Source organism: Pararhodobacter aggregans, assembly GCF_003075525.1.
In the GTDB taxonomy this organism is placed as follows: Bacteria; Pseudomonadota; Alphaproteobacteria; order Rhodobacterales; family Rhodobacteraceae; genus Pararhodobacter; species Pararhodobacter aggregans.
The window spans coordinates 429,491-442,663 of the sequence record NZ_QDDR01000001.1; the positions used below are offsets into that span (position 1 = coordinate 429,491).

Annotated in this window: 15 protein-coding genes; 11 read left to right on the forward strand and 4 right to left on the reverse strand. The window is 67.4% G+C overall.

The annotated features are described in order from the left end of the window. Nucleotides 1-129: 129 nt before the first annotated feature. A complete protein-coding gene (gene gloB / locus DDE23_RS02165; protein WP_107749738.1) occupies nucleotides 130-882 on the reverse strand; it encodes a hydroxyacylglutathione hydrolase in 753 nt (250 codons plus the stop codon). Nucleotides 883-977: 95 nt separating this feature from the next. Here gloB and DDE23_RS02170 point away from each other — a divergent pair, with 95 nt between their 5' ends. From DDE23_RS02170 to DDE23_RS02195, 6 genes are all read left to right on the forward strand, one after another. After that, nucleotides 978-1,778, forward strand: coding sequence for a class I SAM-dependent methyltransferase (locus tag DDE23_RS02170; RefSeq protein WP_107749739.1), 801 nt, complete (start codon nucleotides 978-980; stop codon nucleotides 1,776-1,778). A 268-nt stretch (nucleotides 1,779-2,046) separates the two neighbouring features. After that, nucleotides 2,047-2,613, forward strand: coding sequence for a F0F1 ATP synthase subunit delta (locus DDE23_RS02175; RefSeq protein WP_107749740.1), 567 nt, complete (start codon nucleotides 2,047-2,049; stop codon nucleotides 2,611-2,613). Beyond that, nucleotides 2,613-4,151 carry a F0F1 ATP synthase subunit alpha gene (atpA, locus tag DDE23_RS02180; RefSeq protein ID WP_107749741.1) on the forward strand — a complete coding sequence of 513 codons (1,539 nt, stop codon included), beginning with the start codon at nucleotides 2,613-2,615 and terminating at the stop codon, nucleotides 4,149-4,151. The genes DDE23_RS02175 and atpA overlap by 1 nt, the downstream gene beginning before the upstream one ends. A gap of 22 nt (nucleotides 4,152-4,173) precedes the next feature. Beyond that, entirely contained in the window at nucleotides 4,174-5,043 is an 870-nt protein-coding gene (locus DDE23_RS02185) for a F0F1 ATP synthase subunit gamma (RefSeq protein ID WP_107749742.1), read from the forward strand. A 19-nt stretch (nucleotides 5,044-5,062) separates the two neighbouring features. Further along, a complete protein-coding gene (atpD, locus tag DDE23_RS02190; protein WP_107749743.1) occupies nucleotides 5,063-6,490 on the forward strand; it encodes a F0F1 ATP synthase subunit beta in 1,428 nt (475 codons plus the stop codon). A 23-nt stretch (nucleotides 6,491-6,513) separates the two neighbouring features. Continuing rightward, nucleotides 6,514-6,933 carry a F0F1 ATP synthase subunit epsilon gene (locus tag DDE23_RS02195; protein ID WP_107749744.1) on the forward strand — a complete coding sequence of 140 codons (420 nt, stop codon included), beginning with the start codon at nucleotides 6,514-6,516 and terminating at the stop codon, nucleotides 6,931-6,933. A gap of 410 nt (nucleotides 6,934-7,343) precedes the next feature. On the opposite strand, the gene DDE23_RS02200 is transcribed toward DDE23_RS02195, so the two are convergent. Continuing rightward, nucleotides 7,344-8,363, reverse strand: a complete 1,020-nt coding sequence (locus tag DDE23_RS02200; protein WP_107749745.1) for a ribose-phosphate pyrophosphokinase — start codon at nucleotides 8,361-8,363, stop codon at nucleotides 7,344-7,346. Between the two features lie 117 nt (nucleotides 8,364-8,480). Here DDE23_RS02200 and DDE23_RS02205 point away from each other — a divergent pair, with 117 nt between their 5' ends. Then, nucleotides 8,481-9,080 carry a 2-hydroxychromene-2-carboxylate isomerase gene (locus tag DDE23_RS02205; RefSeq protein WP_107749746.1) on the forward strand — a complete coding sequence of 200 codons (600 nt, stop codon included), beginning with the start codon at nucleotides 8,481-8,483 and terminating at the stop codon, nucleotides 9,078-9,080. Nucleotides 9,081-9,082: 2 nt separating this feature from the next. Next, nucleotides 9,083-9,907, forward strand: coding sequence for an alpha/beta fold hydrolase (locus tag DDE23_RS02210; protein WP_107749747.1), 825 nt, complete (start codon nucleotides 9,083-9,085; stop codon nucleotides 9,905-9,907). A 46-nt stretch (nucleotides 9,908-9,953) separates the two neighbouring features. On the opposite strand, the gene DDE23_RS02215 is transcribed toward DDE23_RS02210, so the two are convergent. Further along, on the reverse strand, nucleotides 9,954-10,274 hold the full coding sequence (locus DDE23_RS02215; RefSeq protein WP_107749748.1) for a DUF6280 family protein: 321 nt from the start codon (nucleotides 10,272-10,274) through the stop codon (nucleotides 9,954-9,956). 226 nt (nucleotides 10,275-10,500) lie between these two features. Between DDE23_RS02215 and efp the strand changes: the two genes are divergently transcribed. The 3 genes from efp to DDE23_RS02230 are packed head-to-tail and all read left to right on the forward strand — an operon-like array spanning nucleotide 10,501 to nucleotide 12,085. After that, entirely contained in the window at nucleotides 10,501-11,064 is a 564-nt protein-coding gene (gene efp / locus DDE23_RS02220) for an elongation factor P (protein WP_107749749.1), read from the forward strand. Nucleotides 11,065-11,067: 3 nt separating this feature from the next. After that, nucleotides 11,068-11,463, forward strand: coding sequence for an META domain-containing protein (locus tag DDE23_RS02225; RefSeq protein WP_107749750.1), 396 nt, complete (start codon nucleotides 11,068-11,070; stop codon nucleotides 11,461-11,463). 7 nt (nucleotides 11,464-11,470) lie between these two features. Beyond that, nucleotides 11,471-12,085 (forward strand): CDP-alcohol phosphatidyltransferase family protein, encoded by a 615-nt coding sequence (locus tag DDE23_RS02230; protein ID WP_107749751.1) that lies wholly within the window; start codon nucleotides 11,471-11,473, stop codon nucleotides 12,083-12,085. Here the strand turns inward: DDE23_RS02230 and DDE23_RS02235 are convergent. Beyond that, the gene (locus DDE23_RS02235) at nucleotides 12,082-13,089 is read right to left on the reverse strand and encodes an acyltransferase family protein (RefSeq protein ID WP_107749752.1); all 1,008 of its coding nucleotides are present in this window, start codon (nucleotides 13,087-13,089) and stop codon (nucleotides 12,082-12,084) included. The genes DDE23_RS02230 and DDE23_RS02235 overlap by 4 nt on opposite strands. Between the last annotated feature and the right edge of the window lie 84 nt (nucleotides 13,090-13,173).

Below are 13,173 nucleotides of genomic sequence, written 5' to 3' on the forward strand. Positions count from 1 at the left end.
TGGTTTTCCCCGCGGCGCTTCAAGTGTTTTCTGCACGAGAAATGCGTCACGATTCAGTTTGCCGCCTTTTCGGGCGGCACCCCGGGCCCGAAATCCCTTGCGGGAGGGGGCTGAGGGGTGCCCGCACAATCAGGCGTTGTCCTTCTGGCGACGGATCGCCGTAAAGACGCTGAGGGGATCGGCGCCCGCAAGCCCGGCGGCGGCGGCCACCTCGGGCAGGTGGCAGCGCAGATATGGGTTCAGGAGGCGCTCACTTTCAAGGGTGGTGCCGGTGGTCGGCAGCGCTTCCTGCGCCAGACGCGGCAGATCGGCCTGACGGACCGCCAGCGCCGAGGCATCGGGCGCATAGCGGGCGGCGAAGGCGAGGTTGGCGCGGGCGTAATCGTGGCCCGACAGCACGCGGGTCTCGGCGGGCAGGGCGTTGAAGCGGGCGATGGTGGCGAACATCTGCTCGGCCGTGCCCTCGAAGAGCCGCCCGCAGCCATGGGTCATCAGGCTGTCGGCCGAGAACAGCGCCTTCAGCGCCGGGTAATGGAAGGCGACATGGCCCAGCGTGTGGCCCGGCGCGTCCAGCACCTCGGCCCCGCCGGGCAGGGTGTCGCCGGGCGCGAAGGCGTGGTCCAGCGGCGGCAGGCGGTGGGCATCGGCTTTCGCACCCCAGACCTTGGCGCCGGTGGCGGCGACGATCTCGGGCACCGCGTCGATGTGGTCGTTGTGGTGATGGGTGATGTAGATCCGCGCCAGCCGCCAGCCGCGTTCGGCCAGCCGGGCGAGGATCGGGGCGGCCTCGGGCGCGTCGATCAGGGTCGTGTCGCCGGTCGCCGCGTCATGGACGAGGTAGGCGTAATTGTCCTGAAGACAGCGGATGATCTCGATGGTCATGGGAAACTCCTGCGGCGACCTGCGGCAATCGCAGGCTTTGCAAAGCGATTGCGATGGGGCAGGGTGCAGTCTGTCTCAGCCGGGCCCGGGGTTCAATGCATCTCGACGTGCAAGTCTTGCGCGACTTCTATTACCGCAGCCAGCTGGGTCGTGCGGCGCAGAAGGGTGTGCGCGACCGGGTGGTCGAGCGTTGGGGCGATACGCGGGGCCTGACGCTGGCGGGCTACGGTTTCGCGGTGCCGCTGCTCAGGCCGTTTCTGGGCACGGCCGAGCGGGTGATCGGGCTGATGCCGGGGCCGCAGGGGGTCATGCACTGGCCGGCGGATGGCGCCAATCACTCCGTCCTGTGCGACGAGGCCCGCTGGCCGCTGGCCAATGACAGCGTCGACCGGCTGGTGGTGATGCACGGGCTCGAAACCTCGGACCATCCGCTGGCGCTGCTCGATGAGATGCACCGGGTCCTCTCGCCACAGGGGCGGGCGCTGGTGGTGGTGCCCAGCCGCGGCGGGCTCTGGGCGCGGTCGGATGCCACGCCCTTCGGCTTCGGCCGTCCCTATTCGCGCGGCCAGATGGAGCGGCTGATGGCCGAGGCGGGCTTCGTCTGCGCCGCCCATACCACGGCGCTGTTCTTCCCGCCCTCGTCGCGGCGCTTCTGGCTGCGCTCGGCCCGGACCCTGGAGAAGGCCGGGCGCAACTGGGGGCCGGACCGGCTGGGCGGCGTGCTGATCGTCGAGGCGATGCGCCGCGACACGGCCACGCCCCGGGGGCTGCGGGTGGCCGAGCGCATGCCGCTGCGGGTGCTCGAAGGGATCCCGGTCAGCGGCGCGCAACCGGCCTGGCGCGAGACGGCGGCACGCGGGGGAGAGACAAGACCGAATCCAGCGACGAATCTATAGATTCGCGCGCGCGAAAGGCCGGTCCTGCACCGCCTCTTTCTGCGCCGCGGCAAGACGATGGGGCGGCAAAGCGCCACGCCTGCGACATTCTGTCCGGCACTGGCCCGGCTAAGCGCTAACAAGGGGGTTGTTCACACCTCGTTGATGGTTGCGGGGAGGGGTTTGCTCTGCTACACCCGCGCCGATTTCGGGTGCCGCGCAATCCTCACGAGCACCCAGACCAGCCCGGGCCTTGCGCGAGGTCCAAGGGGCGCACAAACTCGAAAGGGTGGACGTGTCCGAACCTGCTTCGATCTCCACAGGCATCGCCGCGCGCTATGCCACCGCCATCTTCGAACTGGCGAAAGAGGGCTCGGCCCTGACCGCGCTGGAAGCCGATCTCGACACGCTGGAAACCGCATTGAACGACAGCGCCGACCTTCGGGCCGTGCTGAGCTCGCCGGTCTACAGCCGTGAGGATCTGGGCAAGGCGATCACCGCCCTGTCCGACAAACTCGGCCTCTCGGCGACGACGAAGGGCGCGCTGGGCATGATGGCCCAGAACCGCCGCCTGTTCGCGCTGCCGCAGCTCATCGCCGAGCTGCGCCGCATGATCGCCGACGAGAAGGGCGAGATTACCGCCGAGGTCACCTCGGCCACGGTGCTGACCAAGGCGCAAGCCGACCAGCTCGCCGCCACCTTGAAGGCGAATGTCGGCAAGACCGTGAAACTGAATGTCGCCGTCGATGAGAACCTCATCGGTGGCCTGATTGTCAAAGTGGGCTCGAAGATGATCGACACCTCGATCAGGTCAAAGCTCGCGGCCCTCCAGCACAGCATGAAAGAGGTCGGATAATGGGTATCCAAGCAGCTGAGATCTCTGCGATCCTCAAGGAGCAGATCAAGAACTTCGGCCAGCAGGTCGAAGTGGCCGAAGTCGGTCGCGTCCTCTCGGTGGGTGACGGTATCGCCCGTGTCCACGGCCTCGACAACGTCCAGGCCGGCGAGATGGTGGAATTCCCCGGCGGCATCCGCGGCATGGCGCTGAACCTCGAAAGCGACAACGTCGGTATCGTTATCTTCGGTGACGACCGCTCGATCAAGGAAGGCGACACCGTCAAGCGCACGCAGTCCATCGTGGACGTGCCCGCCGGCGAGGGCCTGCTGGGTCGCGTGGTCGACGGTCTGGGCAACCCGATCGACGGCAAGGGCCCGATCGCCTTTACCGAGCGCCGCATCGCCGACGTCAAGGCCCCGGGCATCATCCCGCGGAAATCGGTGCACGAGCCGATGGCCACCGGCCTGAAATCGGTCGACGCCATGATCCCGATCGGCCGCGGCCAGCGCGAGCTGATCATCGGCGACCGTCAGACCGGCAAGACCGCCGTGGCCCTCGACGCCATCCTGAACCAGAAGTCGTACAACGACGCCGCCGGTTCGGACGAGTCGAAGAAGCTGTACTGCGTCTACGTCGCCATCGGCCAGAAGCGCTCGACCGTTGCCCAGCTGGTCAAGAAGCTGGAAGAGAACGGCGCGCTGGAATATTCGATCGTCGTCGCCGCGACCGCCTCGGACCCCGCTCCGATGCAGTTCCTCGCGCCCTATGCCGCGACCGCCATGGCGGAATACTTCCGCGACAACGGCCGCCACGCGCTGATCGTTTACGATGACCTTTCGAAACAGGCCGTCGCCTACCGCCAGATGTCGCTGCTGCTGCGCCGTCCGCCGGGCCGCGAAGCCTATCCGGGCGACGTTTTCTACCTGCACTCGCGCCTGCTGGAGCGTTCGGCCAAGCTGAACTCGGACTTCGGCTCGGGCTCGCTGACCGCGCTGCCGATCATCGAAACCCAAGGCGGCGACGTGTCGGCCTTCATCCCGACCAACGTGATCTCGATCACCGACGGTCAGATCTTCCTGGAAACCGAACTGTTCTACCAGGGCATCCGCCCGGCCGTGAACACGGGTCTCTCGGTGTCGCGCGTGGGTTCGTCGGCTCAGACCAACGCCATGAAGTCGGTCGCGGGTCCGGTGAAACTGGAACTCGCCCAGTACCGCGAAATGGCCGCCTTCGCGCAGTTCGGCTCGGACCTCGACGCCGCGACGCAGAAGCTGCTGAACCGCGGTGCGCGCCTGACCGAGCTGATGAAGCAGCCGCAATACGCGCCGCTGACCAACGCCGAGATCGTCTGCGTCATCTACGCGGGCACCAACGGCTATCTCGACGCGCTGCCGGTCTCGGCCGTGAGCCGCTTCGAGAAGGGCCTGCTGGCCCATCTGCGCAACAACCGCGCCGATGTGCTGGAGTTCATCACCAAGGAAGACCCCAAGGTGAAGGGCGAGGCCGAAGCCAAGATCAAAGCCGCCATCGACGAATTCGCCAAAGATTTCGCCTGAGCGCGGAGGAGAGGATCGCTAGATGCCTAGCCTCAAGGACCTGAAAAACCGGATCACGAGTGTCAAGAACACTCGCAAGATCACCAAGGCCATGCAGATGGTCGCGGCGGCCAAGCTCCGCCGTGCCCAGGAAGCGGCCGAGGCCGCGCGGCCCTATGCCGCGCGGATGGAAGCGGTGGTCAACGGTCTCGCGGCGTCGGTCGCGGGGTCGGACAGCGCGCCCCGCCTTCTGGCGGGAACCGGCGCGGACAAGGTGCATTTGCTGGTCGTCATGACCGGCGAGCGCGGCCTTGCCGGCGGCTTCAACTCGTCGATCGTCAAACTGGCGCGTTCGCACGCCCAGGAGCTGCTGGCGGCCGGCAAGACGGTGAAGATCCTCACCGTCGGCAAGAAGGGCCGCGAGCAGCTGCGCCGCGACATGAGCGAATACATGGTCGGCCATGTCGACATGTCCGAGATCAAGCGGATCGGCTATGACACGGCGCGTGACATCGCCCGCCTGGTGATGGCCCGCTTCGACGCCGGCGAATTCGACGTCGCGACCATCTTCTTCAACCGGTTCCAGTCGGTGATCAGCCAGATCCCGACCGCGCAGCAGATCATCCCCGCCCCGGTCGCCGATGTGGCCGATACGGGCGCGGTCTATGATTACGAACCCTCGGAAGAAGCGATCCTCGCCGACCTGCTGCCGCGCTCCATCGCCACGCAGATCTTCACCGCGCTGCTCGAGAACAACGCCTCGTTCAACGGCGCGCAGATGTCGGCCATGGACAACGCGACGCGCAACGCGGGCGACATGATCGACAAGCTGACCATCGAGTTCAACCGCTCGCGTCAGGCTGTCATCACCAACGAACTGATCGAGATCATTTCGGGCGCCGAGGCGCTCTGAGGAACCGGAGAAAACCACAATGGCCAATGCAAAAGCCACCGGCAAGGTCACCCAGGTGATCGGCGCCGTCGTCGACGTGCAGTTCGACGGAACCCTGCCCGCGATTCTGAACGCCCTGACCACCGAGAACGCCGGCAAGACGCTGGTGCTGGAAGTTGCCCAGCACCTCGGCGAGAACACCGTGCGCACCATCGCCATGGACGCGACCGAAGGTCTGGTCCGCGGCCAGGCCGTGACCGATACCGGCGCGCCGATCCAGGTGCCCGTGGGCATCGCCACGCTGGGCCGCATCCTGAACGTCGTCGGCGAGCCCGTTGACGAGAAGGGCCCGGTCGTGGCTGACGAGTACCGCTCGATCCACGCCCCGGCCCCGAACCTCGAGGACCAGGCGACTGAGGCGCAGATCCTCGTTACCGGCATCAAGGTCATCGACCTGCTGGCGCCCTATTCCAAGGGCGGCAAGATCGGCCTGTTCGGCGGCGCCGGTGTGGGCAAGACGGTTCTGATCCAGGAACTGATCAACAACATCGCCAAGGTGCACTCGGGTCTCTCCGTGTTCGCCGGCGTGGGCGAGCGGACCCGGGAAGGGAACGACCTCTACCACGAGATGATCGAATCGGGCGTTCTGACCCCGGACAACCTGCCGGACTCGAAAATCGCCCTGGTCTTCGGCCAGATGAACGAACCGCCGGGCGCCCGTGCCCGCGTGGCGCTGACCGGCCTGACGCTGGCCGAGCAGTTCCGCGACGCCACCGGGACCGACGTGCTGTTCTTCGTGGACAACATCTTCCGCTTCACCCAGGCCGGTTCGGAAATGTCGGCGCTGCTGGGCCGGATCCCCTCGGCCGTGGGCTACCAGCCGACGCTGGCCACCGACATGGGCGCGATGCAGGAACGCATCACCTCGACCAAGAACGGCTCGATCACCTCGATCCAGGCCGTCTACGTTCCGGCCGATGACTTGACCGACCCGGCGCCTGCCACGACCTTCGCCCACCTCGACGCGACGACCGTGCTCAACCGCGCGATCTCGGAACTCGGCATCTACCCGGCCGTGGACCCGCTCGACTCGACCTCGCGTCTCATGGACCCGCAGATCATCGGCGAAGAGCATTACCAGGTCGCCCGTGACGTGCAGGGGATCCTGCAGCGCTACAAGTCGCTTCAGGACATCATCGCCATCCTCGGGATGGACGAATTGTCGGAAGAGGACAAGCTGACCGTGGCCCGCGCCCGGAAGATCCAGCGCTTCCTGTCGCAGCCCTTCGACGTGGCGAAAGTCTTCACCGGGTCGGACGGCGTCCAGGTGCCGCTCGAGAAGACCATCGCCTCGTTCAAGGCCGTGGTTGCCGGCGAATACGACCACCTGCCCGAAGCCGCCTTCTACATGGTCGGCGACATCGAGGAAGCGGTCGCCAAAGCGCAGCGCCTCGCCGCCGCCGCTTGATCTGACGCAGAGGAGGGCCAAACATGGCCGATACGATGCAATTCGACCTGGTCTCGCCCGAGCGGAAACTGCTCTCCGCGCAGGCGAGCGAGGTCCAGATCCCCGGCGCGGACGGTGAACTGACGGCGATGCCCGGGCATTCGCCGCTGATCACCACGCTGCGGCCCGGGATCCTGAAGGTGACGGCGAACGGTCAGACGACCGAATTCGCCGTGACCGGCGGCTTCGCCGAGATCACGCCCGAAGGGGTGTCGGTCCTGGCCGAACGCTCGCTGCCCAAGGGGGAGGTCACGCAGGCGATCTACACCGATTGGGTGACCGAGGCGCATAAGGCCCACAAGGAGGCGCATCACACCGTGGTCGACGACGCAGCCAAGCTGCTGGCCGACATGGTGGCGATGGGCACGCATATCGGGCTCGACCCGAATGTGGCGAACTTCTGAGGCGACGCGCTTTGCAATGCTGAAAAGCCCCGCTCCGGCGGGGCTTTCGTTTTGGGGCGGGGGAGGGGTTTCGCCCTCGTTGCCCGCTGCCGCGGGCGCCTCGGGCGACCAGCGGCGCGGCGTGCCGCCGCGCCGAAACAGGAAGGGGGGCCGTCTGCCCCCCTCTTGGCCTGCGGCCAATTCACCCCCCGAGGATATTTGAAGAACGAAGATGGCGGGTTAACGCCCTCTTATTCTTCATCTTTGTTCCTGAAATATCCTCGGGGGTTTCTCAAGGGGGTGGAAAACCCCCTTGAGCGGGGGGTGAGCGGCGTCTCGGAAACGCGCCAGTGGCGCGCCTCTCGCCGCGAACGCCGCGCCCGTGGCGCGGCCGGGAGTCGAGGGGGCTGGCCTCCCCGCTTCCTGCAAGCTCAGCCGCGCGAGTAGAAGCCCTCGTAGATCGGCGTCAGGGTTTCCATGTCGAAGAGGGACGAGACCGAAGTGCCGTTCCAGGTATTCAGGATCGCCTGGGCGAACATCGGCGCGGTCGGCACGATGCGGATATTGGGCGTGGCCTTCACCGCTTCGGTCGGCTCGATGGAATCGGTGATCACCAGCGTCTTCATCACCGAATTGCGGATCCGCTCGACCGCGGGGCCCGACAGCACGCCGTGGGTGATGTAGGAATGGACCTCGGTCGCGCCCGCGTCCATCAGCACCTCGGCCGCCTTGCACAGCGTGCCCGCGGTGTCGCAGATGTCGTCGACGATGATGCAGGCCTTGCCCTTCACATCGCCGATCACCGTCATTTCGGCCACTTCGCCCGGCTTCTCGCGCCGCTTGTCGACGATCGACAGGGGCGCGTTGATCCGCTTGGCCAGTTCCCGGGCGCGGGCCACGCCGCCGACGTCGGGCGAGACGACCATCAGGTCGCCCAGCCGGTCGCGGAAGGTGTGCAGCACGTCGAGCGCGAAGATCGGCGCGGCATAGAGGTTGTCGACGGGGATGTCGAAGAAGCCCTGGATCTGCGTCGCGTGCAGGTCCAGCGTCAGGATCCGGTCGACCCCGGCGCGGGTGATCAGGTTGGCCACCAGCTTGGCCGAGATGGGCGTCCGGGCCTTGGCGCGGCGGTCCTGGCGGGCGTAGCCGAAATAGGGGATCACGGCGGTGATCCGCGCCGCCGAGGAGCGTTTCAGCGCATCGGCGATGATCAGCAGTTCCATCAGGTTGTCGTTGGCCGGGTTCGAGGTCGGCTGGATGATGTACATATCCTCGCCGCGGACATTCTCGTAGACCTCGACGAAGATCTCCTGGTCGTTGAAGCGTTCGACCCGCGCGTCCACCAGGTTCACGCTCATGCCCCGGTGCAGCGACATGCGCCGGGCAATCGCCTTGGCCAGCGGCTTGTTGGCGTTGCCGGAAATCAGTTTCGGTTCGATCATGGTGGGCATCGGGTCCTCGGCGGGGCAGGGGCTGCGGGGGGATTCGGCCGGTTGACACCGCTTATCACCCCGCTAGGGTCTTGCAAACCCGAAGCCCCGGGCCTTGCCGACGGAAGCGCCGCACCGATGCGACAGATTGACTTCTACCTCACCGTGATCTCGCCCTGGACCTATCTGGCAGGCACTCGCCCGGCCGGGATTGCCGCCCGCCACGGCGCCCGGCTGCGCTACAAGCCGGTCGATCCGAGCGCGCTGTTCCAGCGCACCGGCGGTGTGGCACTGGCCGACCGGCATGACAGCCGCAAGGCCTATCGCCTGCAGGAACTGCGGCGGCAGGCGAAGAAGACCGGCCTGCCGCTGACTCTGCGGCCCGCTTTCGCCCCCACCAATCCCGCGCCCGCGGCCTATGCGATCATCGCCGCGCAGGAGGCGGGGGGCGGGGACCTCGACCAGCTGGTGCAGAGCCTCTTGCGTGCCTGCTGGGTCGAGGAGAAGAACGTCGCCGAGGACGAGGTCATCACCGAGGCGCTGGCCGCCGCGGGCTTCCCCAGGAGCCTGGCGATGTCGGGCATGCTGACCGGGGCCGAGCTTTACGGCCGCTTCCTGGAAGAGGCGGTCGCGGCCGGTGCCTTCGGCTTTCCCTTCTTTGTGGTCGATGGCAGCGAGTGTTTCTGGGGCCAGGACCGGCTGGACGATCTGGACGCCTATCTGGCGGGTGAGCTTTGACCATGCTGCATAGCCGGCGGCTGGGCACGCCCGGCGGCCTGCCCGCGCTGCTGGCGCATTGCTTCCTGGGTCACGGCGGCAGCTGGAAGCCGCTGGTCGAGGCGCTGCCGGTGCCCCTGGACGCGCTGGTGCCGGACCTGCCGGGCCACGGGCAAAGCCCGGCGCCCGCCGATCCCGGCGACTTCCACGCACTGACCGCGGCGGCGCTGGGGGCCTTGGTCACGCGGCCCTCGCTTCTGATCGGGCACAGCTTCGGTGCGGCCTCGCTGCTGCGCCACGCGCTGCACCACCCCGCCACGGTCACCGGCCTCGTGCTGATCGAGCCGGTGTTCTTCGCCGCCGCCGAGGGCGAGGCGGCCTATGAGCCCTATCGCGCCATCGAGACGCCGCTGCATGCCGCGGTGGCGCAGGGCGATCTGGCTCAGGCGGCGCGGCTGTTTCTGGCGCTGAACCCCGGCTCACCCGATTTCGACCGCCTGCCGCCCACGGCGCAGGCCGGGATGGCGGCGCAGATGCGGCTGGTCACGGCGACCCGGGCGGGGCTGTTCGAGGACAGCGGCGGCCTGCTGCGTCCGGGTCTGATGGAGGGGTTCGACACGCCGGTGCTGGTCATCCTCGGGTCGGACACCACGCCGATTTTTCGCGCTACCCTCAGGGGTTTGCAGGACCGTCTGCCTGACGTCACGGCAGCAACGATCCCCGGCGCGGGCCATATGGTGCCGCTGAGCCATGCGCAGCCGACCGCCGCGGTCATCCACCAGTGGATGCGCGCCAAGGGGCTGGAGCCCGGTCTGGCCGAGGCAACGGAAAACCCCCACGTCAGATGACGCGGGGGTTTTCCAGAACGTCGCCCCCGGAGGGGCGCGTCGATAATCAGGCAGCTTCGGCCTGCTGAGCGGCCATGCGGCGCTCGCTTTCCTCGCGCGACAGCGCGACCGAGGTGCGCACACCCGCGGCAACGAATTGCATGAGGCCGTTCACCACCCGCTCGTTGGGGTCGATCCCGGCGCAGGTCAGCACCTCACGGCCATCGCGCGAGCGCGCCCAGCGGGCGATCTGCTCGGGACCATTGCCGTATTTCTTGTCGTCGGCGATTGCGTCGTCCAGCGCGGCCAGGACGACCGCCGCGAACAGTTTGCGCGCACGCTGGCCCTGCTCGTGATTGTAGGCCGAGGCGTCCACGGAGTCGAACATGTTACCGTCCTTATTCTTGCTCTTGCATTTTCGTGCGTCCGCCTCTTTACCGATAACAGGTTGCGATTCGCTACCGATTTGTTGCATGCCCGTCATGCATTTTACGCATGGCTGTCACGGGGCGTGCGGTCGGCTGTGACCGCATCTCGTTGGCTTGCGCGGGTGGACCCCGCAAGATATAGGCTTGGTCCACGCGATCTCAACGTCTCCCCCCAAGAGTTTTCCCATGGCCAAGATCAATGGCAACGAAATCCGGCCCGGCAACGTGCTGGAGCATGACGGCGGCCTGTGGGTCGCGGTGAAGGTCAATATCGTGAAGCCCGGCAAGGGCGGCGCCTTTGCCCAGGTGGAGATGAAGAACCTCCGCGACGGCCGCAAGCTGAACGAGCGCTTCCGGTCCGAGGACAAGGTCGATGAGGTCCGGCTCGAACGCAAGGACCAGCAATTCCTCTTCGAGGCCGACGGCATGCTGACCTTCATGGACAGCGAGAGCTTCGAGCAGATCGAACTGCCCGCCGACCTGCTGGGCGACCGCCGCCCCTTCCTGCAGGACGGCATGACCGTGGCCGTGGAATATTACGGCGACGAGGCGCTGAACGTGACGCTGCCGCAGAAGGTGATCTGCAAGGTGGTCGAGACCGAGCCGGTGCTGAACGGCCAGACCGCGGCGAAAAGCTACAAGCCCGCGATCCTCGACAACGGGATCCGGCTGATGGTGCCGCCCTTCATCGGCCAGGACGAGGATATCGTCGTCCATACCGAGACCTTCGAATATTCCGAGCGCGCCTGAGCGATGCGGCGCCTGCTGCCCCTGATCGTGGCGCTTCTGGCGACCCCGGCCATGGCAGAGGTGCCGCGCCTCTCGCCCGAGGGGGAGTGGCTGGCCAGCCTTGTCGGGCCGCTCGACCTGACGGCTGAAGACGGGGTGGTGCTGCGGTTCACCAAGGGCCGGATCGCGGGCTCGGCCGGGTGCAACCGGTTCTTCGGCGGCTATTCCCTGATGCCGGGCATGAGCTTTGACGGCATCGGCACCACGCGCATGGCCTGTACCGGCCGCCGGGCCGAGGTCGAGGCGGCCTTCCTCGCCGCGCTGGCCCAGGTCAACGACTGGCGGCTGGGCGAGGATGACAGCCTGGAGCTGCTTCTCGACGGTGACGCCTTGCTGCGCGCTTTCCCCGTCGCGCAATGAGCGCGCGATGCTGGACCGCTATCTCCGCCCGCTGATCGACCCGCCGCTGAACTGGCTGGGCCGGGCGCTGGCCCGGGCCGGGATCGGGGCGAATGCGGTGACGCTGGCGGGGCTGCTGCTGGGGCTGGGCGCGGCGCTGGCCATCGCCTGGGGGGCGCCGCTGGTCGGGCTGGGGCTGATCCTGGCCTCGCGGCTGGCGGATGGGCTGGACGGGGCCGTGGCGCGGGCCACGCGGCTTTCGGACTTGGGCGGGTTCCTCGATATCGTCGCGGATTTCATCTTCTACGCCGCCGTGCCGCTGGGTTTCGTTCTGGCCGATCCCGGGGCGAATGCCGTGGCGGGTGCGGCGCTGATCGCCAGCTTCTACGTCAATGCCGCGACCTTTCTCGGCTTCTCCATCCTCGCCGCCAAGCGCGGCCTTTCGACCGAGGCGCGCGGCCGCAAGTCCTGGTATCACGCCGGCGGGTTGCTGGAGGGGAGCGAGACCATCGCCTTCTTCCTGGCCTTCTGCCTCTGGCCCGCGGCCTTCGCGCCGCTGGCCTGGGCCTTTGCCGCGCTGACGCTGGTCACGGCGGCGGGGCGGGTGGCGCAGGCCGCCGCCGAGTTCGGCGGGCGGGATTAACGGCGCCCGTCGGGGCGGGCCCAGGCCTCGGCCGTTTCCTCGCGCTGACGCAGGAACCGCCGCATCTCGCGCCACAGCAGGCGGCCCAGCAGGGTCAGCAGGATCGGCCCGGCGACGCCCAGCACCATCATCGCCGCCATCGAGGTCAGGCCCAGCGACAGCGCCCCCAGCAGCACCAGATAATGCAGGAAATAGAGCGCCATCGACAGTTTCCCCAGCCGTCGCGTCCAATCCGGCAGATCGAGCCGCAGCATCGCCATCATCAGCGTCACGCTGAAGGCCATGGCCAGCGGCGGGAATTCCGGCGGCGCGGCAGGGCTGAGGCCGAAGGCCGTGAGCGAGAGCCAGGCCTCGGCCAGGCGCAGCGCCGCCAGGACGCCCAGCAGCAGCCACAGGGGCAGCGCCGCGGGCATCCAGTCGCGGCCGTCGCGATGAATCTTGTCGGCCAGCAGGAAACCGAGCGCGGCATAGGGGTATTCGACGAAGATCCCGTTGCGGTAGACGTTGAGCGGCAGGTCGACCGGCGTGAAGAAGTCGATGCCCTGCAGCGCGGCACCGGTAAACAGCAACGCGACCGCCGAACCCAGCAGCCAGCGGCGCTGCGCCACCGGGTCGGGAACCAGCCGCACGACCGCGGCGATCATCAGGACCGCGACAATCAGCGCCGCCATGTACCAAAGGTGCAGCGGCCCCACGACCAGACGGCCCAGCAGATGCAGGATGTCCGGTTCGCTCATGACCCAGACGGGGCCGTAGATCAGGCACCACATCAGATAGGCGCCGCTCATGAGCATCAGCCAGGGCCGGGTCCGGCCACGACGGCTGGTGGCGTGGAACAGAAAGCCCGAGACCAGCGCGAAGGTCGGCACCGCGGCGCGGACCAGCCCTTGCCCGAAGAGATAGGCCGCGGTGCTGTAATGCTGTCCGATCAGCACGGAATGCGCCCAGACCACGCCGAGGGCGAGCAGGAATTTCAGCACATCTATGGACGGCAGGCGGGTCATTCGGCCGGAATGCCCGCCGAAAATGGCATCACTGGGGAAGAGATGTGGCAACTCGCGGTTGCAGGGGCGCCAATGGCTGCGCGG

Excerpts from the sequence above, each read along its gene's own strand:
- DDE23_RS02205 (WP_107749746.1), top strand. The coding sequence starts at position 8,481 with ATGCGACAGATTGACTTCTACCTCACCGTGATCTCGCCCTGGACCTAT.
- atpA (WP_107749741.1), top strand. The coding sequence starts at position 2,613 with ATGGGTATCCAAGCAGCTGAGATCTCTGCGATCCTCAAGGAGCAGATC.
- DDE23_RS02210 (WP_107749747.1), top strand. The coding sequence starts at position 9,083 with ATGCTGCATAGCCGGCGGCTGGGCACGCCCGGCGGCCTGCCCGCGCTG.
- atpD (WP_107749743.1), top strand. The coding sequence starts at position 5,063 with ATGGCCAATGCAAAAGCCACCGGCAAGGTCACCCAGGTGATCGGCGCC.
- DDE23_RS02170 (WP_107749739.1), top strand. The coding sequence starts at position 978 with ATGCATCTCGACGTGCAAGTCTTGCGCGACTTCTATTACCGCAGCCAG.
- efp (WP_107749749.1), top strand. The coding sequence starts at position 10,501 with ATGGCCAAGATCAATGGCAACGAAATCCGGCCCGGCAACGTGCTGGAG.
- DDE23_RS02225 (WP_107749750.1), top strand. The coding sequence starts at position 11,068 with ATGCGGCGCCTGCTGCCCCTGATCGTGGCGCTTCTGGCGACCCCGGCC.
- DDE23_RS02200 (WP_107749745.1), bottom strand. The coding sequence starts at position 8,363 with ATGCCCACCATGATCGAACCGAAACTGATTTCCGGCAACGCCAACAAG.
- DDE23_RS02215 (WP_107749748.1), bottom strand. The coding sequence starts at position 10,274 with ATGTTCGACTCCGTGGACGCCTCGGCCTACAATCACGAGCAGGGCCAG.
- DDE23_RS02235 (WP_107749752.1), bottom strand. The coding sequence starts at position 13,089 with ATGACCCGCCTGCCGTCCATAGATGTGCTGAAATTCCTGCTCGCCCTC.
- DDE23_RS02230 (WP_107749751.1), top strand. The coding sequence starts at position 11,471 with ATGCTGGACCGCTATCTCCGCCCGCTGATCGACCCGCCGCTGAACTGG.
- DDE23_RS02185 (WP_107749742.1), top strand. The coding sequence starts at position 4,174 with ATGCCTAGCCTCAAGGACCTGAAAAACCGGATCACGAGTGTCAAGAAC.
- gloB (WP_107749738.1), bottom strand. The coding sequence starts at position 882 with ATGACCATCGAGATCATCCGCTGTCTTCAGGACAATTACGCCTACCTC.
- DDE23_RS02195 (WP_107749744.1), top strand. The coding sequence starts at position 6,514 with ATGGCCGATACGATGCAATTCGACCTGGTCTCGCCCGAGCGGAAACTG.